The following is a 26,559-nucleotide window of genomic DNA, read 5'->3' as shown; positions in this document are numbered from 1 at the left end:
GATGTCTAAAGAAAGGAGAGAAAGGCCATGAGTATCAGCTATCACGACATCCAAGCCTTTTTGTACCGCGAAGCCCGTCTGCTGGACGACCGCGAGTGGGACGAATGGCTCACGCTGTATCACAAAGACGCCGAGTTCTGGATGCCGGCCTGGGACGACGACGACCAGCTCACCCGCGACCCCCATAGCGAGATCTCCCTGATCTACTACCCCAACCGCGAAGGGTTAGAAGATCGGGTGTATCGCATCAAGACCGAGCGTAGCGGCGCCAGTACGCCGGAGCCGCGCACCACGCATCAGGTAACGAACCTTGAGGTCTTGTCGCAGGAAGGAGACACGGTCGCGCTGCGGTTTAACTGGCACACGTTAAGTCACCGCTACAAAAAGACCGACAGCTTTTTTGGCACCTCGTTTTACACCCTGGACGTGTCGGGCGAGCGCCCGCTGATCACACGAAAGGTCGTGCAGTTAAATAACGACTACATCCATCAGGTTATCGATATTTACCACGTGTGACCTGATGGGAGAGGAGATTTAATCATGAGTTATACCATTGCCCTCAACTTTGAGGACGGCGTGACCCGTTTTATTGGTTGTAAAGAAGGGGAAACCGTTCTTGATGCCGCCTACCGGCAGAAAGTGAACCTTCCGATGGACTGCTCTGACGGCGTGTGTGGTACCTGCAAAGGCCACTGTGAGCAGGGCGAGTTCGATATGGGCGACGAGTACCTGGAAGAGGCGCTTTCTGACGAAGAAGCTGCAGAAGGCCAAGTGCTGACGTGCCAGATGGTGCCATCGTCGGATTGTGTGATCCAAGTGCCTGTAGCGTCCACCCTATGCAAAACACAGGTGGGCAAGGTTGAGGGCACGGTAGCGGCGGTTGAGCAGCTTTCCGAGGATAGTATTGAACTGGTGGTAGAGTTAGAGGATGAAGAGGGGTTGGCCTTTTTGCCGGGTCAGTACATCCATATTGACGTACCCGGCACTGAGCTACACCGCTCTTATTCATTCAGCTCTCTACCAGGTGATAAGCGAGCCACTTTCTTGATTCGCAATATTCCCAACGGGGTAATGAGTGGCTATTTGACCGAACGTGCCGCCGTAGGCGACAAGCTCACCCTGACAGGTCCATTAGGCAGCTTTTACCTACGTGAAGTCACGCGTCCGGTACTGATGCTGGCGGGCGGTACGGGCCTTGCGCCATTTTTGTCCATGTTAGCGCAACTGGTCGATAAGGGGTGTGACGCGCCCATCCACATGATTTACGGCGTTAATAAAGATGATCACTTGGTCAAAATCGATGCCTTGGATGCATTCGCAGATAAGCTCCCCAGCTTCAGCTACTCCACCGTGGTGGTAGATGAGGCAAGCGAACATCCACGCAAGGGGTATGTGACGCATCATATGGATGCTGCTGTCATGCATGATGGTGATGTGGATGTTTATCTGTGCGGGCCACCTCCGATGGTAGATGCGGTGCTCAAGTATTTCGACACTGAAGGCATTGAGCCGCAAAGCTTCCACTATGAGAAATTCACCCCTAACCAAGTGGGAGCGCACGAATGAGCAATCAACGGTTAGAAGTGGCACGTTTTCAAGACCGCGTCATGGTGGTCACCGGCGCTGCTCAAGGAATTGGGCGGCGAGTTGCTGAGCGAGCTGCTTCCGAAGGGGCATGCTTAATCCTCGTTGATCGCTCTGAATATATCCAAGAAGTGGTAGCTGACATCAGCCAGCAGGGTGGTAAAGCAATCGCGGTGCAAGCGGACCTGGAAACCTGGGGAGGTGCTGAGCAGGCGATGCAGGCAGCGCTCAAGCAGTTTGGGCGTATTGATATTTTGATCAATAACGTTGGCGGGGCCATCAACTTCAAGCCGTTTACTGAGTTCACTGATGTGCAAATTGCCGCTGAGATCAACCGTTCTTTAATGCCCACGCTGTGGTGCTGCCGCGCGGCACTGCCGACCATGGTAGCGCAAGGTAGCGGCGTGATTGTCAATGTCTCCTCCGTGGCGACCCGGGGCATCCACCGTATCCCTTACTCGGCGGCCAAGGGAGGCGTCAATGCGCTAACCGAATCCTTGGCCTTCGAATATGCCGAGGCTGGTATCCGCGTGGTGGCCGCTGGCATCGGTGGCACCGAAGCGCCCCCGCGTCGGATTTCTCGAGGCACGCCCGAGCCTAGCAACGAGACCGAGCGGGCTTGGTTTCAAGCACATATTGACCAAACCAAGCAAAGCTGCCTGATGAAGCGCTACGGCACGCTTGATGAGATGGCCGCACCGATCCTGTTCTTGGCATCCGATGAGGCGAGCTACATAACGGGTAGCGTTCTACCGGTCGGGGGAGGCGATCAAGGTTAGCTAAACATTTAAAAAAATAATTTTAATTAAGTTTAACTCTAACTCTAACTCTAAGCACAACATTTCCCCTGGAGCAAACCGTGAAACATATCGAAAAAGGCGTCAGCCTACGGCACGCCCCCCGAGATTTTTTGCGTGATCTTAACGCTGATAACGCTAGTACTGGCTTAGTCGCAGGCATCTTGGGGCTCAGTGTTGGGGTCGTACATATCAGTGCAGGGACATCAGCGGGCCTCGACTCATCCTTTATCATGATCTGGGTCATCAGCTATTTGATGATCAACGGCTTGTTTGGGCTTTTTATGCCTGCGTACTACCGCCTACCGCTACCGATGGCGAACTCCATTCCAGGCGCGTTGATGTTTGCTGCGGTCATTCCCGTGATAGGGCTGGAGGCGGCATTAGGAGCTGGTCTTATCGCTGGAATCATTACTCTTATTGCGGGCGTGACTGGTGTGATGGGGATTGTGATGCGGTTGATCCCAATGCCCATAGTGATGGGCATGGTGGGCGGTATGCTACTTAGCTTTGGTCTCAACATGGTAAAGCCGCTTGAAAGTGCCATCGTGCCAGCCTCCATTATGATTTTGGCCTTCTTTATTTCAGCTCGGCTTTTCCGCAAAATTCCTCCGCTCATCATCTCCATGGCGGCCGGCCTTGCCTACCTGACAGTGACAGGTGTGGATTTGTCGGGTATCGAAGCTACTATTCGTTTCCCTGAGTTCATCCTTCCAGAATTTACTCTAGAAGCGTTTCTGACCTATGGGCTTCCCCTGGCCATTATTCTGGTCGGTATGGAGACTCCTGCTGGCGTCGGCCTCGTCAAAGGAATGGGGTATAAAGATGCTCCTGCAAATGCAATAACCGCCGTCGGCGGCATTGGTACCATCGTGTCATCGTTCTTCAACTTACACAGTACTTGCATCGCTGCACCAATGACCGGCGTATGTGCTTCACCTGAGGCAGGAACGCATGACAAGCGCTGGGTAGCTGCCGTGATTGCAGGAGCTATTTTCGTGGTTGCTGCGCCTTTCTATGGTTATGTAGTGAGTCTACTAGAGGCCACGCCCCGCTACTTTATAACTATTATCGCTGGGCTGGCACTTATGCGGGTTATCACCTCTTCAATGGCAATCGCTTTTTCAGGTAAGAAGCATGAAATAGGCGCTTTGTTTGCATTTTTGATTGCCGCATCTGGTATTCAGATTCTGGGTATTGGGGCAACATTCTGGGCATTGGTTCTTGGCGTTGTGGTGTCAGCAATTTTCGAAACTAAAGATTTTGATTTCATATTCACCCGCGGGGTTGTTCAGAAGAGTAGCGGATAGCACGAAGCTTCTACATATCTACCTTCCATCCTTTGACCCGTACATGCTTAGGCAGTACGGGTCTTTTTTATACGGTTCTGCTTGTTGCTGTTTTGTTCTTTGGTCGTATTTTAAAAAATATCTGGGCAGTTGCTGAACGCATTTATAAGAACATAACGCTCTATGTAAATGGCGACGCATGTCTATGGGTGTCTTGTTTGAATTGTTGTTTAGTTGGCTATATTTCTCAATTTATTTTTATCTATAAAAAACAGCACCTTATGTTAATTTCGTGATATCTAATGAGGCATTGAGATTAGGTTGTTAACTTTTTGAGATACCTGTGAAGTATGGAAAAGAACTCAAACGATATTGGTCTATTAATTGCTATGTGTTCGATATTAGTACCAACAAAACGAAACACTGTCTTTATGCCCTGGGCAGGTACATAGGCATCGTGCCGACATGAACTGCTGTAGTTGCCGTGTTGTAGTTGCCGGGTAAAAAAATCAACGATAAAAACTAGCAATAGGGTTTCACCATGACCGTTAAAATCTTTGATACACCCGAGGTCCAAGACTTTCTCACTGCCATCGCAGGCCTGGATCAAGCCGGTGGTAACGACCGTGCCAAGCAGATTGTCCATCGCCTGGTCGGCGACCTGTTCAAACTGATCGACGACTTCGATGTTACCGAGGAAGAGTACTGGGCCGCCGTGAACCTGCTGAACGCGCTCGGCAGCCAGACCCAGTTCGGCCTCTTGTCCCCTGGGCTCGGGTTTGACCATTTCCTCGATATGCGTCAGGACGCCATCGACGCCGAAGCCAAGCGCACCGGCGGCACTCCGCGCACCATCGAAGGCCCGCTCTACGTGGCCGGCGCCCCCGAGGCGGAAGGCTTTGCCCGTATGGACGACGGCCAGGACAACGAGGGCGACACCATGTGGCTCACCGGCCAGGTGCGCGACGTGGACGGCACGCCGATTGCCGGCGCCAAGGTGGAAATCTGGCACGCCAACTCGAAAGGCGGCTACTCCTTCTTTGACCAGACCCAGAGCGAGTACAACCTGCGCCGCACCATTTATACCGACAGCGAGGGCCGCTACACCGCCCGCAGCATTATTCCCTCCGGCTATGGCGTGCCGGAAGGGGCACCCACGGACGTGGTGCTGAAGGCATTGGGGCGTCATGGCCAACGTCCGGCCCATATCCACTACTTTGTCTCGGCGCCAGGCCATCAGCACCTGACCACCCAGATTAACCTGGCCGGCGACCCCTATACCTTCGACGACTTCGCCTTTGCCACCCGCGAAGAGCTGGTGGTGCCCGCCGAGCGGATTGAAGACCCGGCCGAGATCGCCCAGCGCGCGCTGGAGGGCCCCTTCGCCCAGGTGGTGTTCGACGTAGAACTAACGCCCACCGAACAGCCCGAGCTGCAAGTCCGCCACGCCCGTCCCCGGGCCAAGGAAGACGAGCACGACCTGGCCAGCCAGCTGGCCGGCACCGCCAAGGTATAACCCTCACGCCTGGCGTCAAGGCGGGCCTGGCCCCTTGGCCCGTTGACGCCCTAACAGCGCGACAGAATAACGACGAGGAGAACGATCATGACCACACAGCTTGATCAACTCGAAGCCCGCGTGCGCGGTGCGGTACAAGACGACCCTGACAACGGCGTGTTCCGTTGCCACCGCAGCATGTTCACCGACCCTGCCTTTTTCGAACTGGAGATGAAACACATCTTCGAAGGCAACTGGCTATTCCTTGCGCATGAGAGCCAGGTCGCTGAACCAGGCGACTACATGACCGTCACCATGGGCCGCCAGCCGGTGATCATCACCCGCGACAAGCAAGGTCAACTGCACGGCCTGATTAACGCCTGTGCCCACCGCGGCGCCACCCTGTGCCGTCGCAAGCGCGGCAACAAAGGCACCTTCACCTGCCCGTTCCACGGCTGGACCTTTAAAAACGACGGCCAACTGCTCAAGGCCAAAAACGAAAAGACCGGCGCCTACCCAGATAGCTTTAAGCAGGACGGCTCTCACAACCTCAAACGCCTACCGCGCTTTGAAAGCTACAAAGGCTTCCTGTTCGGCAGCCTGAGCGACGACGTAAAGCCCCTCCAAGAACACCTCGGCGAAACCACCAAAGTCATCGACAACATCGTTGACCAAGCCCCCGAAGGCCTCGAGATCCTGCGCGGCACCTCATCGTACACCTACACCGGCAACTGGAAGCTACAAGCCGAAAACGGTGCCGACGGCTACCACGTCAGCTCCGTACACTGGAACTACGCCTCCACCATGGAGCGTCGCAACTACGACGCCGGCGGCACCAAAGCCGTGGACGCCGACGGCTGGTCGAAGAGCAAAGGCGGCTTCTACTCCTACGAAAACGGCCACATGATGCTGTGGACCCGGCTGCTCAACCCCGAAGTCCGCCCGGTCTACCAAGAAAAGGAGTGGATCCAAGAGCAGTTAGGGGAAGCCCGCGCCGACTCGATTGTGAATCAAACGCGCAACCTGTGCCTCTACCCCAACGTCTACCTAATGGACCAGTTCTCCACGCAAATTCGTGTGCTGCGCCCCATCGACGTCAATAAAACGGAAGTCACGATCTACTGCTTCGCCCCCAAAGGCGAGTCAGCGGAAAACCGTCGTGTGCGTATCCGCCAATACGAAGACTTCTTCAACGTCTCCGGCATGGGCACACCGGATGACCTCGAAGAGTTCCGTGCATGCCAGGAAGGCTACAACGGCGCCCTGGCCGAATGGAATGACCTCTCCCGCGGGGCCAAGCAATGGATCGAAGGCGCGGACGAAAACGCCCAGGCCATCGACATGAAACCGCTGCTCAGCGGCGCCTCTCCCGAAGACGAAGGGCTCTACGTGCTGCACCACAAACACTGGGTGACAGAAATGCTGCGCGCCATCGACAAAGAGCGCAGCCAGTTTATCGCCACCGCGTCTGCCTAAGCGCCCGATGTCTAAAGAAAGGAGAGAAAGGCCATGAGTATCAGCTATCACGACATCCAAGCCTTTTTGTACCGCGAAGCCCGTCTGCTGGACGACCGCGAGTGGGACGAATGGCTCACGCTGTATCACAAAGACGCCGAGTTCTGGATGCCGGCCTGGGACGACGACGACCAGCTCACCCGCGACCCCCATAGCGAGATCTCCCTGATCTACTACCCCAACCGCGAAGGGTTAGAAGATCGGGTGTATCGCATCAAGACCGAGCGTAGCGGCGCCAGTACGCCGGAGCCGCGCACCACGCATCAGGTAACGAACCTTGAGGTCTTGTCGCAGGAAGGAGACACGGTCGCGCTGCGGTTTAACTGGCACACGTTAAGTCACCGCTACAAAAAGACCGACAGCTTTTTTGGCACCTCGTTTTACACCCTGGACGTGTCGGGCGAGCGCCCGCTGATCACACGAAAGGTCGTGCAGTTAAATAACGACTACATCCATCAAGTTATTGATGTGTATCACGTTTGAGAACTAGCGGTGAAGACAAGGATGTCGCTTATTGTGCTTTTTATAAAACAGAAGCACGTTGGAAATAACAATCTAAAACAAAACAATCCTGGTGAAAATATAATGAAAACTTTCAAAAAGACTTCCCTCATTACGTTGCTGGGTACTACAGCCGCTTTGTCAGCAATGAGCGTTTCAGCTAATGAAGACCCTGTAAAACTTGGCTTAATGCTACCTTATTCAGGTACCTATACCGCCCTTGGAGAAGCCATCACTAACGGCCTGAAGTTGGCCATTGAGCAAGAAGGTGGCCAGTTAGGTGGCCGTGATGTGGAGTACATTGAACTTGATTCAGAGGCTGACCCTTCCAAGGCACCTCAGAACATGAGCCGTTTGGTCAATGGAGATAATGTTGACTTCGTAATCGGCCCGGTTCACTCCGGGGTTGCAATGGGAATGTTGCGTGTTGCCAAACAGACTGGCGCTATCACCATCATTCCGAACGCAGGGTTGGGTGCCGCCACCAATGAGCTGTGCATGCCGAATGTGTTCCGCACTTCGTTCAGCATGTGGCAAGACAGCTATCCAATGGGCAAGGTGGCGTACAATCAAGGGCATCGAAAAATTGTCACCATTACATGGGATTACGCTGGGGGCAAAGAAGACCTGGCTGGCTTTGAAGAGGCTTTCACCGCTGAGGGTGGCGAAATCGTTCAGCAGATTTTGGTGCCATTCCCAAGCACCGAGTTTCAGAGCTACTTAACCCAGATCGCCAGCCTAGAGCCGGATGCCGTCTACACCTTCTTTGCTGGCGGCGGCGGTGTCAGCTTCGTTAGAGATTATGCTGCAGCAGGGTTAAAGGAGAGCATACCCCTGCTGGGTTCAGGTTTCCTGACTGAAGGTAACTTGGAAGCGCTGGGCGAGGCGGGTGAAGGGGTAATGACGACGCTGCATTACGCTGAAACCCTCGAAAATAACGCCAATCAGTCTTTCTTGACCGCCTACGAGAATGCTTACGGAGAAACGCCTGATACCTATGCCGTGCAAGGTTACGACACAGGTATGATGCTGGCACAGGCGCTTAGCGTGCTGGGTGGTGATACGTCTGATCGGGAGCGTTTGATCGATGTGTTGGCCAACGTGCAACTGGCTAGCCCTCGTGGGCCGCTCAGCTTCTCTGCTTCCCATCATCCTATCCAGAATGTCTATCTGCGCGAGATTCGCGACGGCAAACATGAGGTCGTCAGTATCGCTGCTGAGAATCTTGAAGTCCCTGATGACGCTTGCCAGATGTAACGGCTTATCGCATCACCTTGGGGCGGGTATAGCCCGCCCCTCACTCGGATTCTCGGAGGGATCGTATGGATCTCGCATTTTTTAGCGTACAGCTTTTGAATGGATTGCAGTACGGGTTGCTGCTGTTTTTGATCGCCAGTGGGTTAACACTGATTTTTGGCATTATGGGCATCATTAATCTCGCCCATGGTGCCATGTACATGATTGGTGCCTATTTGGTGTATGACCTGACTCTGCGCTTTGGCAATTTCTGGCTGGCCATGTTGGCGGCCATTCCCATCGCGATTGCCCTGGGGCTCATCATTGAGCGCTTGTTTCTCGATACGCTTTACAAGCGTGACCATCTGTACCAGGTCCTGCTGACCTTCGGGCTGATTTTAGTGCTTAACGAAGCACAGCGAATGATCTGGGGAGGCGATGTGCATCGAGTGCCGGTACCCGCACCATTTGACGCCAGCATCCCACTGACAGACAACCTTCAGTACTCGGTCTACCGACTCTTTGTGATGGGCGTCTGCTTGGCCTTGGCCGGGGTGATCTATGGGGTGATTCGGCATACGCGCCTGGGCATCATCATTCGTGCTGGGGCTGTCAATCGCGACATGGTGGAAGGGCTGGGGATCAATGTTCGTACTCTTTTTACGCTCATCTTCAGTGTTGGTGTGGCGCTGACAGCCTTTGCGGGCATGATCGCCGCACCACTCACCTCTATTGCGCCGGGCATGGGCGACAGCATTTTGATCACGTGTTTTGTGGTTGTGGTCATCGGCGGGATTGGTTCCATTAAAGGGGCATTTTGGGGCGCCATTATCATTGGCATGGCCACCACCTTTGGGGCGGTGCTCATCCCCAGTCTCGCCAGCATGGTGATCTATCTGATCATGGCGGCGGTTTTACTGGTGAAACCGCGCGGTCTTTTCGCGTGAGGAGAATAAGCAATGTTACATAGATACCCCAAGCGCGTTGCCTACATCATGCTGGCATTGACGGCGCTGGTAGCTACTTTCCCGCTTTGGGGAGTGGCCGTGTTCGGTAGCCAAGCTAACTTCATGTTAGAGAAGCTGACGTTGATGCTGATTCTGGCGCTGTTTGCGATGAGCCTGGATCTGTTAGTGGGCATCGTAGGCCTAGTAAGCCTCGGGCATGCGCTCTTTTTCGGTTTAGGAGCTTACACGCTGGCCTTGGCCAGTCCTGATTTTAGCCCAGCGTCTATGTGGTGGATGTTACCACTGGTCATAGGTGTCTCGGCCTGCGTTGGGCTAATAGTAGGCATCTTGGTCATTCGTACTAAAGGCATCTTCTTTATTATGACCACCCTGGCATTTGGCCAGATGCTTTACTACTTCATTAGTACTTCCCAGTTTGCGGGTGGAACCGACGGCGTCTTTATTATGTTCCGACCCAGCCTCGCAATAGGCGATACCACGTTGGTGGACCTGGATAACTCTTATAGCTTCTTTTACTTCTGCCTGGGAATGCTGCTGGTCGGGTATCTCTTTCTACGCTGGCTGACCCGTTCCTATTTCGGCCAGGTGCTGGACGGTATCCACGACAACGAGCACCGCATGCAGGCTCTAGGCTATGCCACCAGTGGCTACAAATTGATTGCCTTTGTGATTGCCGGGGTCATGGCAGCCATTGCTGGCATGTTGGCGGCGATGCAGTACGGCTTCGCCAACCCGGCTCAGCTTGGCTGGCACACCTCTGGCGAAGTGTTAATGATGCTGATTTTAGGCGGCATGGGTACCATTTTTGGCCCCATCCTAGGCGCTTTTGCTTACGAGATACTGCTGTTTGTCTATGAACACGCCACAACGCACTGGCCGATCCTGATGGGCTTGACGATTATCGTCGCTGTCTTGGTTCTCCCTCGAGGTATTGCAGGTGTGATGATAGCGCCCCCCTGGCAACGCAAACGCACTACGGTTTCTAGCAACGAGGACGAGACAAAACAAGCATCTTCAGTCTCCGCTCAACCCGCTGCACAGAGTAAGGGGGACTAAACCATGCGCAATGATATCGTCTTAGCCACCCAGGGCCTGACCCGTCGTTTTGGTGGTCTGGTCGCCGTCAACGACGTTGATTTTGATGTAAAAGCTCACGAGATACATGCCATCTTGGGGCCGAATGGAGCTGGAAAAAGCACGCTGATCAATTTGCTTTCTGGCGAGATTCCACCCTCGGAAGGCGAGGTGCTATATCAACAGCAACCGATTCAAGGCAAAAATGCGCGTCAGATCGCACGCCTAGGTATCGGTCGCAGCCATCAAAAGACCAATATATTCCCCCGCCTTACATGCCTGCAAAACTGTGAGCTCGCAGCGCGTATTCATCTGGGCGGTGTGTTTGGCAGTTGGCGTTCACGGCATACCGCTCGACAGGTGAGCGAGCGGGCTCAAGAGGTACTGGAGACCTGTCAGCTGAACCATCGGGCGCATACGACCGCCTCGGACATGAGCTACGGTGAACAGCGCCAGCTCCAAATTGCCATGGTACTAGCAACTGCTCCGACACTAATGCTGTTGGATGAGCCGATGGCAGGCATGGGGCGTGAAGAGACTGCCCAGGTCACGGAGCTGCTCGCCAGTTTGACCGACCGCTACACCCTGGTGCTGATTGAGCACGATATGGACTCGGTCTTCCGCTTGGCCGACCGAATCACGGTCATGGTCGATGGCTGTGTGCTAGAAAGTGGCCCAACGGAGCAGATACGTAACAGTGAGAAAGTCCGTGATGTCTACCTGGGACGCCATGATGAGGGGGCAACCGCATGACCACAAACGCTACAGAGACGCCCTTGATTGATGCCCGAGGGCTGCATACCTACTACGGCGAAAGCCATGTATTGCATGGGGTCGATTTGACCCTAATGCCCGGAGAGACCCTCAGCCTGCTGGGCCGTAATGGCATGGGCAAGACCACCACGTTGAAGTCTATCCTCGGCTTTGTACCGCCACGCCGGGGGGAAGTCTTTATCAAGGGTGTGTCAACCGCGAAGCGTCGTCCCTGGCAGCTGATGCGTCAAGGGATCGGATACGTGCCGGAAGGGCGTGGGATATTCCCCGGCATCAGCGTGCGTGAGCACCTCATCATGGCGGCGCGCCCCAATGAGCGGGGAGAGACCCCCTGGACCATGGAGCGAGTTTTGGACACGTTTCCGCGCTTGGGGCAGCGCATTAATCATGATGGAGCGCTGTTGTCAGGTGGAGAGCAGCAGATGCTCTCGATTGGTCGCGCACTGACGACGAACCCAGATCTGATGATTCTCGATGAGGCAACGGAAGGGTTAGCGCCGCTGATCCGTGATGAAATCTGGAAAATCATTCGTACGATCAAGGCGACGGGCATTTCGACCATCATTGTCGATAAGAATATCGATAACCTGCTGGAAGTGGCCGAAAAACAACTACTGCTAGTCAAGGGTGAAGTGATGTACAGCGGCGATTCTCAGGGGCTAAAAGACAACCCTGCGCTCCTGGAAACTCACCTAGGCGTTGCCTGAGAAGAGAGCCCGGCAAGCCAATACTTGTCGGGCTATTGATGGCAGGCAGTGCAATTCAATGGCACTAGGAAGTTTGTTGCATGCAATTACATAAGGATTGGTCGGTTCCCGCGATCACCGCAGGCTTTGTGGCAGTGCTGGTCTCGTACTCTGGCCCGCTGGCTATCTTTTTTCAGGCGGCTCAGAGCGCTGACATCTCAAACACGATGATGACCTCTTGGGTCTGGGCCATCTCTATTGGGGCTGCTGTCTCGGGTATCTTGCTGAGCCTGTGGCTGAAAGTACCGGTCGTGACTGCCTGGTCTGCTCCGGGCACTGCCTTGCTGGTCACCCTATTTCCGGGATTATCTCTCAATGAAGCAGTGGGGGCGTATCTGACGGCAGCGATGATCATTTTCGTGATCGGTATAACGGGCTCTTTTGACCGTATTATCCAGATGATTCCGCCCGGCATTGCCAGTGCCATGATGGCGGGCATCCTATTTCAATTCGGTATTGGCGTCTTCGTTTCATTGGAAAGTGTGCCAGCATTGGCGATTGGTATGTTGATTGCCTACTTGGTATTTAAACGGCTAACACCGCGTTACAGCCTAGTACTGCTATTGGTGGTCGGCGTTGCCTTGGCGGTCTTATTAGAAGGTGCAAGTTTGGAAGGGGTTGCAGTGGAGTTTGCGCAGCCGCAGTTCATCCGTCCGGAGTGGACGTGGAACGCTACCTTGAGCTTGGCTATACCTTTGGTCTTGGTCAGTCTAACGGGGCAGTTCTTGCCCGGCATGGCCATTCTGCGTACCTCAGGCTATTCAACACCAGCTAAGCCAATTGTTACTGTGGCTAGTCTAACATCTTTCGGGACGGCCTTTTTCGGCGGTATTACCACTGTGATCGCCGCGATTACAGCAGCTATCTGTACCAGTAAGGAGGCTCATGAAGACCCCGATAAGCGTTACGTCGCAGGTGTAGCAAATGGAGTGTTCTATCTAGTTGGTGGCATTTTTGCGGGCACCATTGTGGCGCTATTTACCTCCTTGCCTAGCGAATTTGTTGCGGTACTTGCAGGCTTAGCACTGATTGGCGCTATCAGTAGCAATATCAGCGCGTTCGCTGCCGAGAAAAGCCATTTAGAGGCCTCTGTGATGACGTTCATTGCCACGGCATCGGGAATCAGTTTTTTAGGTCTTGGTTCAGCTTTCTGGGGAGTGATCGTTGGAGCGCTGGCGTATAACTTGCTGCACCGGCGTTTCACCCTACTTAACCACAAGGCTTAATAACAATAAGGACTGCTTAAACAGTCTTTGGAGAATAACTATGCATAATATAGTGGTTGCTATTGATGACAGCGAGTACTCACTGAACGCTGTAGAGTTTGGACAACGTCTCGCATCGCAGCTGGGCATAGAGGTAAAGGCTATCTCTGTGGTGCCAGAGCAAGATGCGGTAGCTTCACGCCGTGCTACGCTGAAAACACGCTTTGAGGCCCACCAACTCCATAACATAGCTATTGATGTTGTCGTTCATGACAGCGCTAAAGCTTACCTTGGTCAGCTTGCCAGTCGCGAGGATACAGGAGTGTGCATGATGGCACACGGGCGGCGCCCTGTACCGGAGATGCTGATCGGCAGCGTAACGGCAGGCGTTGTGCGGCGCTCTCAGCGGCCGGTGTTTCTGTGCGGGCCGCGCTATAATAACCGTCTTCACCAGCAAGTTGACGTATTGGCTGTTTGCGTTGATGGTTCTACGCTATCCGAACAAATACTGCCCTATGCCGCAGCGCTGGTGAAGCGATTAGGAGCGCGCTTACAGCTGCTTCAGGTAATAGATACGTTTGCTGTTAGCAAACCAACGTCGTTAGGTCATACCGACGTGTTAGAGTCGGCCTATTTGGCTGGATTGGCACGCCGTGTTGAAAGCGAGCAAGCGCTTGAGGTTGACTGGGAAGTGCTCCATGGCGATCCGGCTGACTCTATCGTGAATTACTTAGCAGATAGCCACAATACCATGCTGGCCATGACCACCCATGGCCGTAGTGGTATCACTCAGGTAGTCACAGGAAGCGTTAGCCATGAGGTCGTCCATGAAGCTCCTTGTCCGGTCGCTGTGCTCCGACCTTAAAACAGAACATTTCCACAATTATGGATACCGGCCTGAGCGCCGGTTTTCAACCAGCACATCTAAAATAGCATTGGCTGTTTGCATGAGGTGAGAAGGCTTTTCACCACGACGGCGGCTACATATAACAGGTGATGTGATACTGCTATCCGCTAGCGGTACATAGGTAATACCATCTCGCTGAACACGCTTGACCTGTTCTGGTACGAGTGTAATGCCTATACCTGAAGCTACTAGGCTCAGAGCGGTTTGTACTTCATTCGCTTCCTGAACAACCTGTACTTTCAGCCCCCTTCTACGAAAAATACCCAGCACCATATCAGCTAAGCTCGGGCGTGGCTTGGCTGGGAAGAGAATGAGAGGGTAGCAGGCCAGCTCTTCACAGCTTGGGGCTGTGCCTTCAAGTGGGTGCCCGCTGGGTAAAGCAGCAATAATTGGCTCATCGAAAAGAATTTCTTGCTCTACGTCTGGGTCATCAATCCGTATACGGCCAAACCCCATATCGATCCGACCTGCCTTCAAAGCCTGAATTTGCTGAACTGTCGTAAGCTCTGCTAAAGATAACTCGACATTGTCCATTTGTCGCAAGTCGCGAACCAGCATCGGAAGCTGACCGTAAAAGACGGAAGGAACAAAGCCAATACCAAATAGTTGACGCTTGTTACGGGCCATATGCCGTGTAGCTTCAATGGTGACTTCGACCTTTTCGAGTATCTGGATGGCGTGTTGCTGGAAGAAGATTCCAGAAGGAGTTAACTGTAGCCCTCGTGAGTTACGTTCGAAAAGCTCTGTACCCACCTCTTGTTCTAGCTGCTTGATTTGGCGAGACAGCGGAGGCTGAGACATGTGCAGCCGTTCAGCGGCACAGGTGAAGTTGAGCTCTTCGGCAACAACGCAGAAGTATCTGAGGTGGCGTAGTTCCATGATACCTCCAGAGTATAGTCAGTTATTCAAATAATATTGGAATTGTTGTATGAGAGGCCACAAGCTATCGGCTGTATGGTTTTAATACATAACTGTTTGGAATACTTAAAAAGTATAGCCTACCAGTTTTAAGAAACAAAACGCCTAATGCTTTAGTTGAATAGGAGACGAGGCCCTTATGTATACACGTATTTTGGTTCCCATAGATGGCTCTGCTCATGCACAGCATGCCCTGCGGATTGCTTGCCAGTTATTAGATAGCAACGATGCAACACTCCATCTACTGCATGTGCCCGAATCACTGATGTATGCAGCCACCTTGGTATGGGGGCTTGGTGCCGTTAATGCGGAAGCTTCCAATGCTGAGCGGGAAAAGTTGGGCAACGAGCTTTTAGAGCAAGCAGCAAAATCAGCCAAAGAGCATGGTGCTCAGCATGTGGAAAAGCAGCTTATCAACGGCGATCCAGTACGGGTGATATTAGCGACTGCAGAGGAGTGTGGAGCTGATGCCATTGTTATGGGGAGCCGTGGGCTAAGCGATTTAGGCGGGGTTGTAATTGGTAGTGTTTCACACAAAGTGAGCCACCTCGCTAAGTGCCATGTCATTACCGCAAGCCAGTAGCGCGCAACAACCAAATTGCGTCAACACTAAAAAAGGGTGCCCAATGATAGGCACCCTTCCTTAAGTTTAGAGCATAAGGTTAACGCTCGAAGATAGCGGGTTAGGCGCTTTTCTTCTGGTTTTCCTTCTGATCAACGGTTTTACCTTTCTGGTCGCTCTGCTTGCTGTCACTGGCGTCGCTGGGTTGTGGCAGCGACGGCAGTGACTTAGCTAGCATATCCACGCTATGGCGATAGTAGAGCTGGCTCTTGTTGTGCTCGCCTAGGCTTGCGTAAAGGCGGGCAAGCTCGGCGCACACTTCGCCATTGGGGCGCTGACGCTGGCTGGCTTCAAAGTACTCCAGCGCTTTTTCCCACTGGCCCACACGTAGCGATAGGCGGCCACAGGCGAGCAGTAGCTCGGGGTCGTTGGGGCGCTCTTGTAGCCACTTTTCGGCTTTGGCGAGCTGGCGGGCAGCATCTACATTAAGCAGGCCGTAGCGCTTCACTAGGCGGGCGTCCCAGTGGCTATCCAGCGAGTGGTTGAGCAAACGCTCGGCAATCGGCTCTTCGTTAGCGTGCAGCAGTGCCTCGGTGTAGAGCACGATCAGCTCGGTATTGCCGCGCAGGTAGTCAGGCATATCCGCCCACAGCCCGCGAACCCGCTCGATATTGGTGGGGTTTTTCGCCTCGAAGATAATCAGCTCGCGATACGCTTTGAGTTCCAGCTGTTCGCGCTCTTGCTGGGTAATCAGCTTTTGCGCGGCCAGGCGGGGGATCAAGCGGCGCAGGCCTTCCCAATCGTTCACGCTCAGGTGCACCTGCTTGAGCATCTTCAGCACCTGCGGGTGGTTGGTAAGCTGCTTATCCAGACGGTTAAGGATCGCCAGCGCCTCTTCCGGCTGCTGACGGTCAATCATCAGCTGCGCCTGCATGAGGCCAATGGCGGTATCAGCACCGTCGGTGGTGAGCTGAGCTTGGTGCAGATGCTCCTGGGACTTCTCGTGATGCCCCTGGTAGTGGGCCGCCAGGGCCGCCGAGAGGTAGTTCACCAGCGGCGTGCTGGAGTCATCGGCAGCGCGCACCAGGGTTTTCTCGGCTTTTTTCCAGCGGCCCTCAGTGAGTGCCACCAAGCCACGCACGGTACGCTTCATGGCACGGCGGTTACGGGCGCGGCTGTTCCAGGTGCGGAAGCGGCCAACCGGACGAATAATGCCGGTAAGCAGGCGCAATGCAAAGTGCAGCACGATAAACGCGCCCAGCAGCAGGACGAGACCGAACCAAAACGAGGTTTGAACCGAGGTGTCACCAACCCGAATCAGCCAGTAACCGGGCACCGACATCATCAGGTGCCCAAAGAGCGCGCCAACCGCAAGGCCCGCAACGATCAGCAGGACGAGTTTTCTCATGCATCACCTCCGCCTTGGCGGCGTGACTCAAAGCGGTTGTCGATAAAGCTGGCCAGTGCCTGCTGGGAGGCACTGATATCCGGTAGCTCAGGCTGTACCTGAACCTGCTTCAGCTCTTGTAGACGGGCAATAACGCTTTGGGTCTCTTCACGCTCGGTATCGTAGTAGCCGTTGAGCAGCTCTAGCGCCTTATCAAGGCTGGCTGCGTACAGCTCCTGCTCCTCTTTGAGCAGGGCTAGCTGAGACTGCTCGAGGATTAGGCGCAGGCTCTGACGCAAGTAGGACTCTTGCTCAGGTGTAATCAGGGCTTCTAGCGCTTCGTCGTGCTGGCGAATGACCACTAGGTCTTTTAGCTCCTGACCAAAGCGTGCCAGCTGGCGCTGGAAGGTGCCGGTAGGTGGCTGTTCGATACCAGAGGTAACCGCACGTTCTTCAATTTCTTGGGATAGGCGCAGGCCAGCAATACGCTCTTGCTGAGCGTTCAGGGCAAGGTAAATGCCGGTGCGATCCACTTGAGGGACGGCGTCCAGCGCGGCGAGTTCATTGGCAATTTCCCGGCGCACGGGCGTTAGCGCTGGGTTGTCGGCATCCGCTAGGCGGGCATCAGCGGTACGCAGCAGTGCAGCGGCACCTTCCACATCGCCTTCCAACTGCAGGCGCTGATTAGCTAGGCGTAGCAGGTAGGCTGCTTCGGCGTGTAGCCAATCGCGCTCGTCGGTATCCTGCTCTTGAGAAAGCTGAGCCAACACGTCATCCAAAGTGCTGTTCACTTCGCTGCGGTAGCTATCTAGCTCGCTACGCAGTTCGCTCATGGTGCTATCCAGCGCTTGGCCGCGTTCGGCTTCGCTCTCTGCGATGCGCGACTCAAGAGCGCTCACGGCCTGCTGAGAAGCGCTGTTTTGGGCTTGCTGTGCTAGTTCATCTAAACGTTGCTGCTGGCTATCCAGGCGCTGCCAGCCTTGCCAAGCGACTAGCCCTAGGGCGAGTGCCAGAATAACGACCGAGGCGATGGCAACGCCGCTGCCTTTACCACCGCCACCGCTGGTGGACGCAGCTGGGGGCGTCGGCTTACCTGTGCTGCCAGCGGAAGAAGAGCTACCACTTTTAGCGTGGTTGGACTCTGCCGCAGGCTTGGCATCGGTGGAGGGTTTGGTATCCGCGGCTGGTTTAGTATCTGCGGCCGATGCTTTCTCATCTTTTTGAGAATGACTGGACGCAGTGCTGGCGTTCGCTGCACTGCTGTTGGAAGCACCGTTATTGGAAGTGCTGTTGTTAGTAGCGCTGTTGTTAGAAGCACCGTTGCTAGAAGCAATGGTGTTAGAAACACTGCTATGAGAATGGCTACCGCCTGTTTTGTTGCGGCGGCGTGAACGGCTGTTTTTGGCCGCATAAGACGAGGAGGCGCTGCCTGCGGCCGGCTCTGTCGAGGCTGATGCGGCAGCATCGCTCGGTTTTGCACCGCCCTGGGATGCATCGGCAGACGTGTTGTTAACGCCTTCCTGGTCGTTTGGTTGTTTGCTCATCTGTCGCTAGCCCTTATTAAGTTCCTTGATCGACATCGGCACCCTTTGGGTTGCAGGACCGATCCAACGCGGCTACTAGCGCAGCCGGCGTTGCTCCCGACGCCACCTTGAAGTCACAAAAACCCAGTTTACCGGCCAGTGTAGCTAAACGGTGACTGGAAACGATTAGCGGTTGGTTCAACGCTGCTTGACCACACCATTTTGCCAGATATTCAAGCAGTTCGCCGCTGGTCACGACTAACGCCTGATAAGCGCCTGTGGCAAGGCGCTCTTGCATGGCCGCCGAGGGCGGCTGATAAATACGCCGATAAACTGCTAGTCGGGTGACTTGGGCTCCACGCGCTTCTAGGGTGTCGGCGATCACCTGGCGGCCGCCTTCTCCTGCCACTAGCAGTACCCGCTGATGCGCTAAGTGGCTAAGCGAAGCAAGCGATAACAGCGCTTCGCTGGTGTCTTCACCCTGCTGGGGCGGTGGAACGCGCACCCGTACCCCTAACTGGTCAAACAGTATGCGGGCAGTGCTACGCCCAACGCTATAGTAATTAATGCCGACCGGCAGCTGCGGCCAGTAGCGGTCAATCGCTTCGCTTAAACAGTAAGCGGCAAAGGGGCTGACCACCACTATCTTATGGTACTGATCAAAATCTAACCAGACTTGCCGCTGTGCCGCCTCTTCAGGCAGCGCTGCCAGGCGCATAACGTCCAGCTGTTCGACCTGGCTGCCGTTTGCGCGTATCGCATCGGCCAGCGCTTCGCCCCGCTCGCCTGGGCGGCAAATCAGTACTGGCTGGTTCATACGTTGCGGCCGTAAACCTCTGCCAGGATATCGCCAGCGCCTTGATCCAGCAGCTCTTCGGCTATACGAATACCCAATGCTTCCGGCTCGTGAATCGAACCACGCCCCTCTGCACGTAGAACTTCGGTGCCCTCTGGATTGCCCACTAGCCCGCGCAGCCAAAGGGTATCATTGGCTTTATCCAGTACAGCGTGCCCGGCAATCGGCACTTGGCAGCCGCCTTCCAGGCGTGTGTTCATGGCCCGCTCCGCGCGAACACGGGTAGCGGTATCCTGGTCGTCCAGCGGTGCCAGCAGCGTGATCAGCTCAGGGTCGTGCAGGCGGCACTCAATGCCCAGCGCCCCTTGGCCGCAAGCGGGCAGGCACACTTCGGGCGGTAGCGCCTGGGCAATACGCGCTTCAAGCCCCAAGCGCTGCAGGCCGGAGGTGGCTAAAATAATAGCGTCAAACTCGCCATCGTCGAGCTTGCCAAGGCGGGTTTGCACGTTGCCGCGCAGGTTGAGGATTTGCAGATCGGGGCGTGCCTCGCGCATCTGCAAACCGCGTCGCAGGCTGGCGGTGCCAATCCGCGCGCCTTCGGGCAGCTCATCAATGCTGTTATAGTGATTGGAAACAAACGCATCAGTAGGGTCGGCACCCTCCAGAATCACCGATAGCCCCAACCCTTCTGGGAAGTGCATCGGCACATCTTTCATGGAGTGCACGGCAATATCGGCGCGTCCATCCAGCATAGCGTCTTCAAGTTCCTTGACGAAAAGCCCTTTGCCACCAATTTTGGAGAGGGGCGTGTCGAGGATTTTGTCCCCCTTCGTAGAGAGAGGGACAAGCTCGACCTCCAAGCCGCTGTGTTCCGCCATTAAGCGGTCGCGGACGTACTCGGCCTGCCACATGGCCAACTGACTTTTACGCGTGGCAATGCGCAATTTAGTGATGGATGACACCTTATTCTCCCTTTGCCGCTGACACGGCGCGTCGAACTGTGATAAGTCTCATCATAAAGCACCCGGCCACACAGTAAAAATAACTGGCTAAATTTAAGGCCAGCGCTGAATACACTTTCACCCTTTAGGAAATGCTATGCCCCCTGTTGAACCGCAAGGCAAGCTAGATCAATTCTTTCTGCTTTCGCAGGATTTGTTCTGCTGCATTGACTTTGCGGGCACGCTGCTCAGTGTCAACCCCACCTTTGCATCGCTGCTGGGTTACCAGACAGAAACACTGCTCGGTAGACCCTGTGGGGTCGTCGTTGAGCCACGGGATCATCCCGTTATTGAAGCGGCGTTGGCAAGTGTGTGCCGGGGTGAAAAAATTAATGCGTTCGATATCTGTGCATTAGCGGCGGATGGCAAGCGCGTTTGGTTGGAAGTGACCGCTTCCGCCGGTGAACAGGTGATTTACGTGATCGCCCGGGATATCTCTCGTCGCAAAGCGGTGGAAAAGCAGCTAAGGCGTAATCAGCGGTTGTTTCGTATTGCCGGTGAGACAGCGCACATAGGCGGCTGGTATATGGATTTAGCGGTGGGGCTGCCGATCTGGTCGGAGGAGGTGTGTCGCCTGCACGATATGCCTGTTGGCCACCAGCCCACGCTGCAGGAGGCGATTGCTTTTTACACGCCAAACTCCCGGCCGCGTATTCAAACAGTCTTTACCGCCTGCTGTGAGCAGGGGGTGAGCTTTGATGAAGAGCTGGAAATTATTACCCGACAGGGGCGGCGGCGTTGGGTGCGGGTCATTGGCCGCGCAGTGCGGGATAGCCAAGGCCACCTGATCCAAGTGCAGGGCTCTACCCAAGATATTACCGAGCGCAAGGATACCGAACGCCAGCTGACGCTGTTGGAGCGCAGCGTGGAGTCCAGTACCAACGGCGTGGTGATTGTGGATGCCCAGCGCCCCGACCTGCCCATGGTATACGTGAACGCTGCCTTTGAGCGCATTACTGGCTACTCGCGGGAGGCGGTGCTAGGCCGCAACTGCCGCTTTTTACAAGGCTCAGACACCGACCCCTCGGCCTTAGTGCAGTTACGCAAAGGCATCCAGGAGCAGCGCGATGTGCACGTGGTCATTCGGAACTACCGCCGTGACGGCGCACCGTTTTGGAATGACCTGTATATCTCCCCGGTGCGCGATGAAACCGGTGTGGTTACGCACTTTATTGGCGCGCAAAACGATATTACCGCCCAGCGCGAGTACCAGGCCCAGCTTAGCCATAACGCCAACCACGATGCGTTAACTGGGCTGCCCAACCGGTTGCTGCTGGATCAACGCCTTGCCCAAGGCTGTTTGCTAGCCAGGCGCTACCGGCGTTATTTAGCGGTGTTGTTTGTTGATCTGGACGACTTTAAACCGATCAATGACACGCTTGGCCATGAAGTGGGCGACTACATTCTGACGGAAGTGGCTAAACGGTTGGAGGAGGAGCTACGGCCCTGGGATACCGTGGCCCGCTTCGGCGGCGACGAGTTTATCGTACTACTGCCGGACTTAGCCCAGGAAGATGACGTGCTGCAGGTGGTCGAGCGGCTGCTGGCGCGAGTGTCGGCGCCTTACTGGTATCGCGACAGTGAACTGCGTATTACCGCCAGTATCGGAATTGCCACCAACGATGGCACCATCAAGGCACCGCGCCAGCTCATTCAGCAGGCGGACCTCGCCATGTATAAAGCCAAACGCCGGGGGCGTAACACTTTTCAATGGTATACCGACGAGCTTAACCGCAAGGTCACCGAGCGGGTGAGCCTACGCCACGCGCTGCAGCAGGCCATTGAGCAGGGGCAATTTGAGCTCCACTACCAGCCGCAAATACACCACAGCGGTCGCGTCGCTGGGATAGAGGCGCTGATTCGTTGGTATCACCCTGAGCGTGGCAACATACCACCCGGGCAGTTTATCTCGTTGGCCGAAGATACCGGGCAGATTATCCCCATTAGCGAATGGGTGTTAGAAACCGCCTGCCGCGATGCAGTCACGCTCAATGCCGAGAGTTCGACGCCTATCACCGTGGCGATCAACGTGTCCCCCATGCAGTTCCAGCGGCCAGGCTTTTTAGACTCTGTAGAGCGGGTGCTAGCGAGCAGTGGCTTGGCGCCTGAGCTACTAGAACTTGAGCTGACCGAAGGGGTGTTGATGGATAGCACTGAACACACAATTCGGGTTCTGCAGGCGATTCGCCAACTGGGCGTGCACATTGCCCTCGACGATTTCGGCACTGGCTTCTCAAGCCTGAGCTATCTAAAACGCCTACCCATCAATAAGCTGAAGGTCGACCGCTCTTTTGTACGAGATGTAGCCAGTGATGCCCGCGATGCAGCCATTGTGGAGGGGGTGGTGACCATGGCGGATAAGCTGGGGCTTGAGGTGTTAGTCGAAGGCGTTGAAACCGTCGAGCAGCTCCGCTTCCTCCGTACTCTGCAGTGTGACCACTTTCAGGGCTATTACTTTGCCCGCCCCATGCCCCTGAACGACTTGACGGTGTTTTTGCACACGCCCTTGACGTTTCATACAGAGCCTACCGCATAGGGATCGCGCTAAGTAACGGGAACGGCAAAACGGCATGCCGCTCGACGCAATGACTCTGGTACACTTTCCGGTAACGAATCCATTAGTTTTGTCAGCAGGATATGCCTCCGATGAGCCAAGCTACGAACCAGTCTTGGGGCGGTCGCTTTAGCGAGCCCACCGATGCCTTTGTTGCACGCTTTACCGCGTCCGTAAATTTTGACCAGCGCCTGGCGCGTCAGGATATTCAGGGCTCGATTGCCCACGCCACCATGCTGGCGAGGGTAGGCGTGCTTACTGAAGAAGAGCGCGATGCCATTATCAACGGCCTGACCGAGATTCAAGGCGAGATTGAGCGCGGCGAGTTCAACTGGTCGGTGCCGCTGGAAGACGTGCACATGAACATCGAAGCACGCCTGACCGACAAAATCGGCATTACCGGCAAGAAGCTGCACACCGGCCGCTCGCGCAATGACCAAGTGGCCACCGATATCCGCCTGTTCATGCGCGATGAAATCGACGTGATCGAAGCGGAGCTGACACGCCTGCGCGACGGCATGATTGCGCTTGCCGAGCGCGAAGCCGATACCATCATGCCGGGCTTCACCCACCTGCAAACCGCTCAGCCGGTCACCTTCGGCCACCACCTGCTGGCCTGGCAAGAGATGCTGGCCCGCGACCACGAGCGGCTGTTGGACTGCCGCAAGCGAGTGAACGTGATGCCGCTGGGTTCCGCCGCCCTGGCAGGCACCACCTACCCGATCGACCGCCACGTAACCGCCGAGCTGCTCGGCTTTGACCGCCCGGCGGAAAACTCCCTGGATGCGGTGTCGGATCGTGACTTTGCAATTGAATTCACCAGCTTTGCCAGCATCCTGCTGATGCACCTGTCGCGGATGAGCGAAGAGCTAGTGCTGTGGACCAGTGCGCAGTTCAACTTTATCGACCTGCCCGACCGCTTCTGCACCGGCTCCTCCATCATGCCGCAGAAGAAGAACCCCGACGTGCCCGAGCTGGTGCGCGGTAAAACCGGCCGCGTGTATGGCCACCTGATGGCGCTGCTGACGCTGATGAAGTCGCAGCCGCTGGCCTACAACAAGGATAACCAGGAAGACAAAGAACCGCTGTTCGATGCCGTCGACACCGTGCGTGACTGCCTGAAAGCCTTTGCGGACATGGTGCCCGCCATCGAGCCGAAGAAAGAGAGCATGTATGAAGCGGCGCGGCGCGGTTTCTCTACCGCGACCGACCTGGCGGATTACCTAGTGCGCAAAGGCGTGGCTTTCCGCGATGCCCACGAAATCGTTGGTTTGTCAGTCGCCTACGGCCTGAAAACCAAGAAAGACCTCTCTGAAATGACCCTGGAAGAGCTCCAGCAGTTCTCCGATATCATCGAGCAGGACGTGTTCGACGTGCTAACGCTAGAAGGCTCGGTGGCCGCCCGTAACCACATTGGTGGCACGGCACCTGACCAAGTGCGCGCGGCCGCCAGCCGTGCCCGTGAAGCGCTGGCGGCGCTCAAGGGTGCGTCATGAAGCGCCACACGTTTGCACTCAGCGCGTTACTACTGGCCGCGTTGCTGCTAACCGGCTGCGGCCAGAAAGGGCCGCTCTATCTGCCTGATGACACATCCGATTCGGCCGCCGAGCAGGAGGGGTAATGGATCACTTTAACTACCGTGACGGCGTGCTCTATGCTGAGGACGTTCCGCTAACGCAGCTGGCTGCCGAGCTGGGGACACCCTGCTACGTCTACTCCAAAGCCACCCTAGAGCGCCACTTTCGCGCCTACACCGAAGCCTTGGGCGGCCACCCGCACCTGATCTGCTATGCGGTGAAAGCCAACTCCAACCTCGCCGTGCTGGGCCTGCTGGCTCGCCTGGGCGCCGGGTTCGACATTGTTTCGGTGGGCGAGCTGGAGCGGGTACTGAAAGCCGGCGGCGACCCTGCCAAGGTGGTGTTTTCTGGCGTCGCCAAGCAGCCCCAGGAGATGGCCCGGGCGCTGGAGGTCGGCATCAAATGCTTCAACGTCGAATCGCGCCCGGAGCTTGAGCGCCTGAACGCTGTGGCAGGCAAACTGGGGAAAATCGCCCCTGTGTCGCTTCGCGTCAATCCCGACGTGGATGCGGGCACCCACCCGTATATTTCCACCGGCTTGAAAGACAACAAGTTTGGCATTCCGGTGGACGAGGCGCTGGAGGTGTACCAGCTAGCTGCCAGCCTGCCCAACCTACGGGTCACTGGGCTGGACTGCCATATCGGCTCGCAGCTGACCGAAACCGCCCCGTTCTTGGATGCCTTGGAGCGCCTACTGGTGCTGATGGAGCGCCTGCGCGAGCGCGGTATTGAGATCGACCACCTGGATTTAGGCGGCGGCCTGGGCGTGCCCTACCGCGACGAGCAGCCGCCCCAGCCGTTCGACTACGCCAGCCAGCTGCTAACACGACTCTCCCGTTGGAAAGGTGGCGAGAACCTCACGCTGCTGTTCGAGCCAGGCCGCTCCATTGCGGCCAATGCGGGGCTGATGCTCACCCGCGTAGAGTTCTTGAAACCCGGCGAGACCAAGAACTTTGCCATTGTCGATGCGGCCATGAACGACCTGATTCGTCCGGCGCTGTATCAAGCGTGGCAGGCGATTGTGCCGGTGGATACCCGCCAGCCTCGGGAAAAAGCAACCTACGACGTGGTGGGGCCGGTATGTGAAACCGGCGATTTCCTGGGCAAAGAGCGCGAGCTTGCCATTGCCGAAGGCGACCTGCTGGCAGTCCGCTCGGCAGGCGCCTACGGTTTTGTCATGTCGTCGAACTACAACAGCCGCCCGCGCCCGCCTGAGGTAATGGTGGATGGGAGTACGTACCACGTGGTGCGTGCCCGGGAAACGCTGGAAAGCCTGTGGGCCGGCGAGGCGCTGCTGCCGGAAGGGGCGCGCTGATGCTGCTGCACTTCACCAAAATGCACGGCCTGGGCAACGACTTTATGGTGGTGGATCTGGTCACCCAGCGGGCACGCCTGCGGGACGAGCAGATCCGCCAGCTGGCGGACCGGCGCTTCGGCGTTGGCTTTGACCAGCTGCTGATCGTCGAGCCGCCCCGCGACCCGGACATGGACTTTCGCTACCGCATCTACAACGCCGATGGCAGCGAAGTGGAGAATTGCGGTAACGGCGCACGCTGCTTTGCCCGCTTCGTGCGTGACCAGCGTTTGACCCACAAGCATGAAATCCACGTCGAAACCGCCGGCGGCCCGCTGGTGCTCACCGTTCAGCACGATGGCATGGTGCGAGTGGATATGGGTAGGCCGCGCTTTAATCCCGCCACGCTGCCGTTTGAAGCGCCAGGCGACCAGCCGTTGCACGAGGTAGAGGTAGACGGTGAAACGCTGCCGCTGGGCGTGGTATCCATGGGCAACCCCCACGCCGTCCTTCAGGTGGAGAGCGTCGATAGCGCCCCGGTGGAGCGTCTGGGGCCGCTGTTGGAATCGCACCCGCGTTTTCCCAAGCGGGTCAACGTGGGCTTTATGCAGGTGGTATCGCCCAGCGAAATTCGCCTGCGAGTATTTGAGCGCGGCAGTGGCGAAACCCTGGCCTGCGGCACCGGCGCCTGTGCGGCGGTGGCCAGCGGTATTCGCCAAGGGCTGTTGAAAAGCCCGGTGAAAGTCCATTTGCCCGGCGGCCAGCTCAGTATCGAGTGGCCCGACCCCGAAGCGTCGCTCGTCATGGTGGGGCCCGCTACCCGAGTGTTTGACGGACGGGTATCACTCAACTAATT

Annotated in this window: 25 protein-coding genes; 20 read left to right on the top strand and 5 right to left on the bottom strand. The window is 55.9% G+C overall.

All coding sequences use genetic code 11. From position 1 onward, the window contains the following. Window positions 1–27: 27 nt before the first annotated feature. The 14 genes from benB (LG300_RS15945) to LG300_RS15880 all read left to right on the top strand — a co-directional run bounded on the left by benB (LG300_RS15945) (window position 28) and on the right by LG300_RS15880 (window position 14,049). A complete protein-coding gene (gene benB / locus LG300_RS15945; protein WP_404376265.1) occupies window positions 28–516 on the top strand; it encodes a benzoate 1,2-dioxygenase small subunit in 489 nt (162 codons plus the stop codon). Window positions 517–540: 24 nt separating this feature from the next. Then, a complete protein-coding gene (gene benC, locus LG300_RS15940) occupies window positions 541–1,566 on the top strand; it encodes a benzoate 1,2-dioxygenase electron transfer component BenC (protein ID WP_404376264.1) in 1,026 nt (341 codons plus the stop codon). Then, on the top strand, window positions 1,563–2,363 hold the full coding sequence (gene benD, locus LG300_RS15935) for a benzoate diol dehydrogenase BenD (RefSeq protein ID WP_404376263.1): 801 nt from the start codon (window positions 1,563–1,565) through the stop codon (window positions 2,361–2,363). The genes benC and benD overlap by 4 nt, the downstream gene beginning before the upstream one ends. A gap of 80 nt (window positions 2,364–2,443) precedes the next feature. Next, a complete protein-coding gene (locus LG300_RS15930) occupies window positions 2,444–3,691 on the top strand; it encodes a benzoate/H(+) symporter BenE family transporter (RefSeq protein WP_404376262.1) in 1,248 nt (415 codons plus the stop codon). Between the two features lie 520 nt (window positions 3,692–4,211). Beyond that, window positions 4,212–5,186: a catechol 1,2-dioxygenase gene (catA, locus tag LG300_RS15925; RefSeq protein WP_404376261.1), complete on the top strand. Its 975-nt coding sequence runs from the start codon at window positions 4,212–4,214 to the stop codon at window positions 5,184–5,186. Between the two features lie 87 nt (window positions 5,187–5,273). Then, window positions 5,274–6,641 carry a Rieske 2Fe-2S domain-containing protein gene (locus tag LG300_RS15920; RefSeq protein ID WP_404376260.1) on the top strand — a complete coding sequence of 456 codons (1,368 nt, stop codon included), beginning with the start codon at window positions 5,274–5,276 and terminating at the stop codon, window positions 6,639–6,641. A 33-nt stretch (window positions 6,642–6,674) separates the two neighbouring features. Next, the gene (gene benB, locus LG300_RS15915) at window positions 6,675–7,163 is read left to right on the top strand and encodes a benzoate 1,2-dioxygenase small subunit (RefSeq protein ID WP_062372975.1); all 489 of its coding nucleotides are present in this window, start codon (window positions 6,675–6,677) and stop codon (window positions 7,161–7,163) included. A 21-nt stretch (window positions 7,164–7,184) separates the two neighbouring features. Continuing rightward, window positions 7,185–8,438 (top strand): ABC transporter substrate-binding protein, encoded by a 1,254-nt coding sequence (locus tag LG300_RS15910; RefSeq protein ID WP_337954875.1) that lies wholly within the window; start codon window positions 7,185–7,187, stop codon window positions 8,436–8,438. Between the two features lie 65 nt (window positions 8,439–8,503). Next, window positions 8,504–9,364 (top strand): branched-chain amino acid ABC transporter permease, encoded by an 861-nt coding sequence (locus LG300_RS15905; protein WP_287836663.1) that lies wholly within the window; start codon window positions 8,504–8,506, stop codon window positions 9,362–9,364. A 12-nt stretch (window positions 9,365–9,376) separates the two neighbouring features. Next, on the top strand, window positions 9,377–10,441 hold the full coding sequence (locus LG300_RS15900) for a branched-chain amino acid ABC transporter permease (protein WP_404376259.1): 1,065 nt from the start codon (window positions 9,377–9,379) through the stop codon (window positions 10,439–10,441). A gap of 3 nt (window positions 10,442–10,444) precedes the next feature. Then, on the top strand, window positions 10,445–11,212 hold the full coding sequence (locus LG300_RS15895; protein WP_062372993.1) for an ABC transporter ATP-binding protein: 768 nt from the start codon (window positions 10,445–10,447) through the stop codon (window positions 11,210–11,212). Beyond that, complete coding sequence (locus LG300_RS15890) at window positions 11,209–11,940, top strand: ABC transporter ATP-binding protein (RefSeq protein WP_287836664.1); 732 nt, start codon at window positions 11,209–11,211, stop codon at window positions 11,938–11,940. Before LG300_RS15895 ends, LG300_RS15890 begins: the two co-directional genes overlap by 4 nt. Before the next feature lie 80 nt (window positions 11,941–12,020). Then, on the top strand, window positions 12,021–13,205 hold the full coding sequence (locus LG300_RS15885) for a benzoate/H(+) symporter BenE family transporter (protein WP_062373001.1): 1,185 nt from the start codon (window positions 12,021–12,023) through the stop codon (window positions 13,203–13,205). A gap of 40 nt (window positions 13,206–13,245) precedes the next feature. Continuing rightward, window positions 13,246–14,049, top strand: a complete 804-nt coding sequence (locus LG300_RS15880) for a universal stress protein (RefSeq protein WP_404376257.1) — start codon at window positions 13,246–13,248, stop codon at window positions 14,047–14,049. 18 nt (window positions 14,050–14,067) lie between these two features. Here LG300_RS15880 and LG300_RS15875 read toward each other — a convergent pair whose 3' ends face one another. After that, on the bottom strand, window positions 14,068–14,970 hold the full coding sequence (locus LG300_RS15875; protein ID WP_062373006.1) for a LysR family transcriptional regulator: 903 nt from the start codon (window positions 14,968–14,970) through the stop codon (window positions 14,068–14,070). Window positions 14,971–15,148: 178 nt separating this feature from the next. Between LG300_RS15875 and LG300_RS15870 the strand changes: the two genes are divergently transcribed. Next, on the top strand, window positions 15,149–15,592 hold the full coding sequence (locus tag LG300_RS15870; RefSeq protein WP_062373007.1) for a universal stress protein: 444 nt from the start codon (window positions 15,149–15,151) through the stop codon (window positions 15,590–15,592). A gap of 100 nt (window positions 15,593–15,692) precedes the next feature. Here the strand turns inward: LG300_RS15870 and LG300_RS15865 are convergent, their stop codons facing one another. From LG300_RS15865 to hemC, 4 genes are read right to left on the bottom strand one after another with little or no spacing between them, the layout of a single operon-like run. Then, window positions 15,693–16,979: a heme biosynthesis HemY N-terminal domain-containing protein gene (locus LG300_RS15865; RefSeq protein WP_404376256.1), complete on the bottom strand. Its 1,287-nt coding sequence runs from the start codon at window positions 16,977–16,979 to the stop codon at window positions 15,693–15,695. Then, window positions 16,976–18,502, bottom strand: a complete 1,527-nt coding sequence (locus tag LG300_RS15860; protein WP_404376255.1) for a uroporphyrinogen-III C-methyltransferase — start codon at window positions 18,500–18,502, stop codon at window positions 16,976–16,978. Before LG300_RS15860 ends, LG300_RS15865 begins: the two co-directional genes overlap by 4 nt. Window positions 18,503–18,518: 16 nt before the next feature. Next, window positions 18,519–19,298 (bottom strand): uroporphyrinogen-III synthase, encoded by a 780-nt coding sequence (locus tag LG300_RS15855; protein WP_404376254.1) that lies wholly within the window; start codon window positions 19,296–19,298, stop codon window positions 18,519–18,521. Then, on the bottom strand, window positions 19,295–20,239 hold the full coding sequence (hemC, locus tag LG300_RS15850; RefSeq protein ID WP_404376253.1) for a hydroxymethylbilane synthase: 945 nt from the start codon (window positions 20,237–20,239) through the stop codon (window positions 19,295–19,297). Before hemC ends, LG300_RS15855 begins: the two co-directional genes overlap by 4 nt. A 136-nt stretch (window positions 20,240–20,375) precedes the next feature. Here hemC and LG300_RS15845 point away from each other — a divergent pair, with 136 nt between their 5' ends. The 5 genes from LG300_RS15845 (at window position 20,376) to dapF (ending at window position 26,557) form a co-directional block, all read left to right on the top strand. Continuing rightward, a complete protein-coding gene (locus LG300_RS15845) occupies window positions 20,376–22,814 on the top strand; it encodes an EAL domain-containing protein (RefSeq protein ID WP_404376252.1) in 2,439 nt (812 codons plus the stop codon). 110 nt (window positions 22,815–22,924) lie between these two features. Further along, window positions 22,925–24,328 carry an argininosuccinate lyase gene (gene argH / locus LG300_RS15840; RefSeq protein ID WP_404376251.1) on the top strand — a complete coding sequence of 468 codons (1,404 nt, stop codon included), beginning with the start codon at window positions 22,925–22,927 and terminating at the stop codon, window positions 24,326–24,328. After that, on the top strand, window positions 24,325–24,453 hold the full coding sequence (locus LG300_RS15835; RefSeq protein ID WP_404376250.1) for a lipoprotein: 129 nt from the start codon (window positions 24,325–24,327) through the stop codon (window positions 24,451–24,453). Before argH ends, LG300_RS15835 begins: the two co-directional genes overlap by 4 nt. Next, the gene (lysA, locus tag LG300_RS15830) at window positions 24,453–25,724 is read left to right on the top strand and encodes a diaminopimelate decarboxylase (RefSeq protein ID WP_404376249.1); all 1,272 of its coding nucleotides are present in this window, start codon (window positions 24,453–24,455) and stop codon (window positions 25,722–25,724) included. The genes LG300_RS15835 and lysA overlap by 1 nt, the downstream gene beginning before the upstream one ends. Next, window positions 25,724–26,557 carry a diaminopimelate epimerase gene (gene dapF, locus LG300_RS15825; RefSeq protein ID WP_404376248.1) on the top strand — a complete coding sequence of 278 codons (834 nt, stop codon included), beginning with the start codon at window positions 25,724–25,726 and terminating at the stop codon, window positions 26,555–26,557. Before lysA ends, dapF begins: the two co-directional genes overlap by 1 nt. Window positions 26,558–26,559: the final 2 nt, after the last annotated feature.

The sequence above is a fragment of the Vreelandella aquamarina genome, assembly GCF_044805175.1.
In the GTDB taxonomy this organism is placed as follows: Bacteria; Pseudomonadota; Gammaproteobacteria; order Pseudomonadales; family Halomonadaceae; genus Vreelandella; species Vreelandella aquamarina_B.
This window is presented reverse-complemented; position numbering and strand designations above follow the sequence as displayed.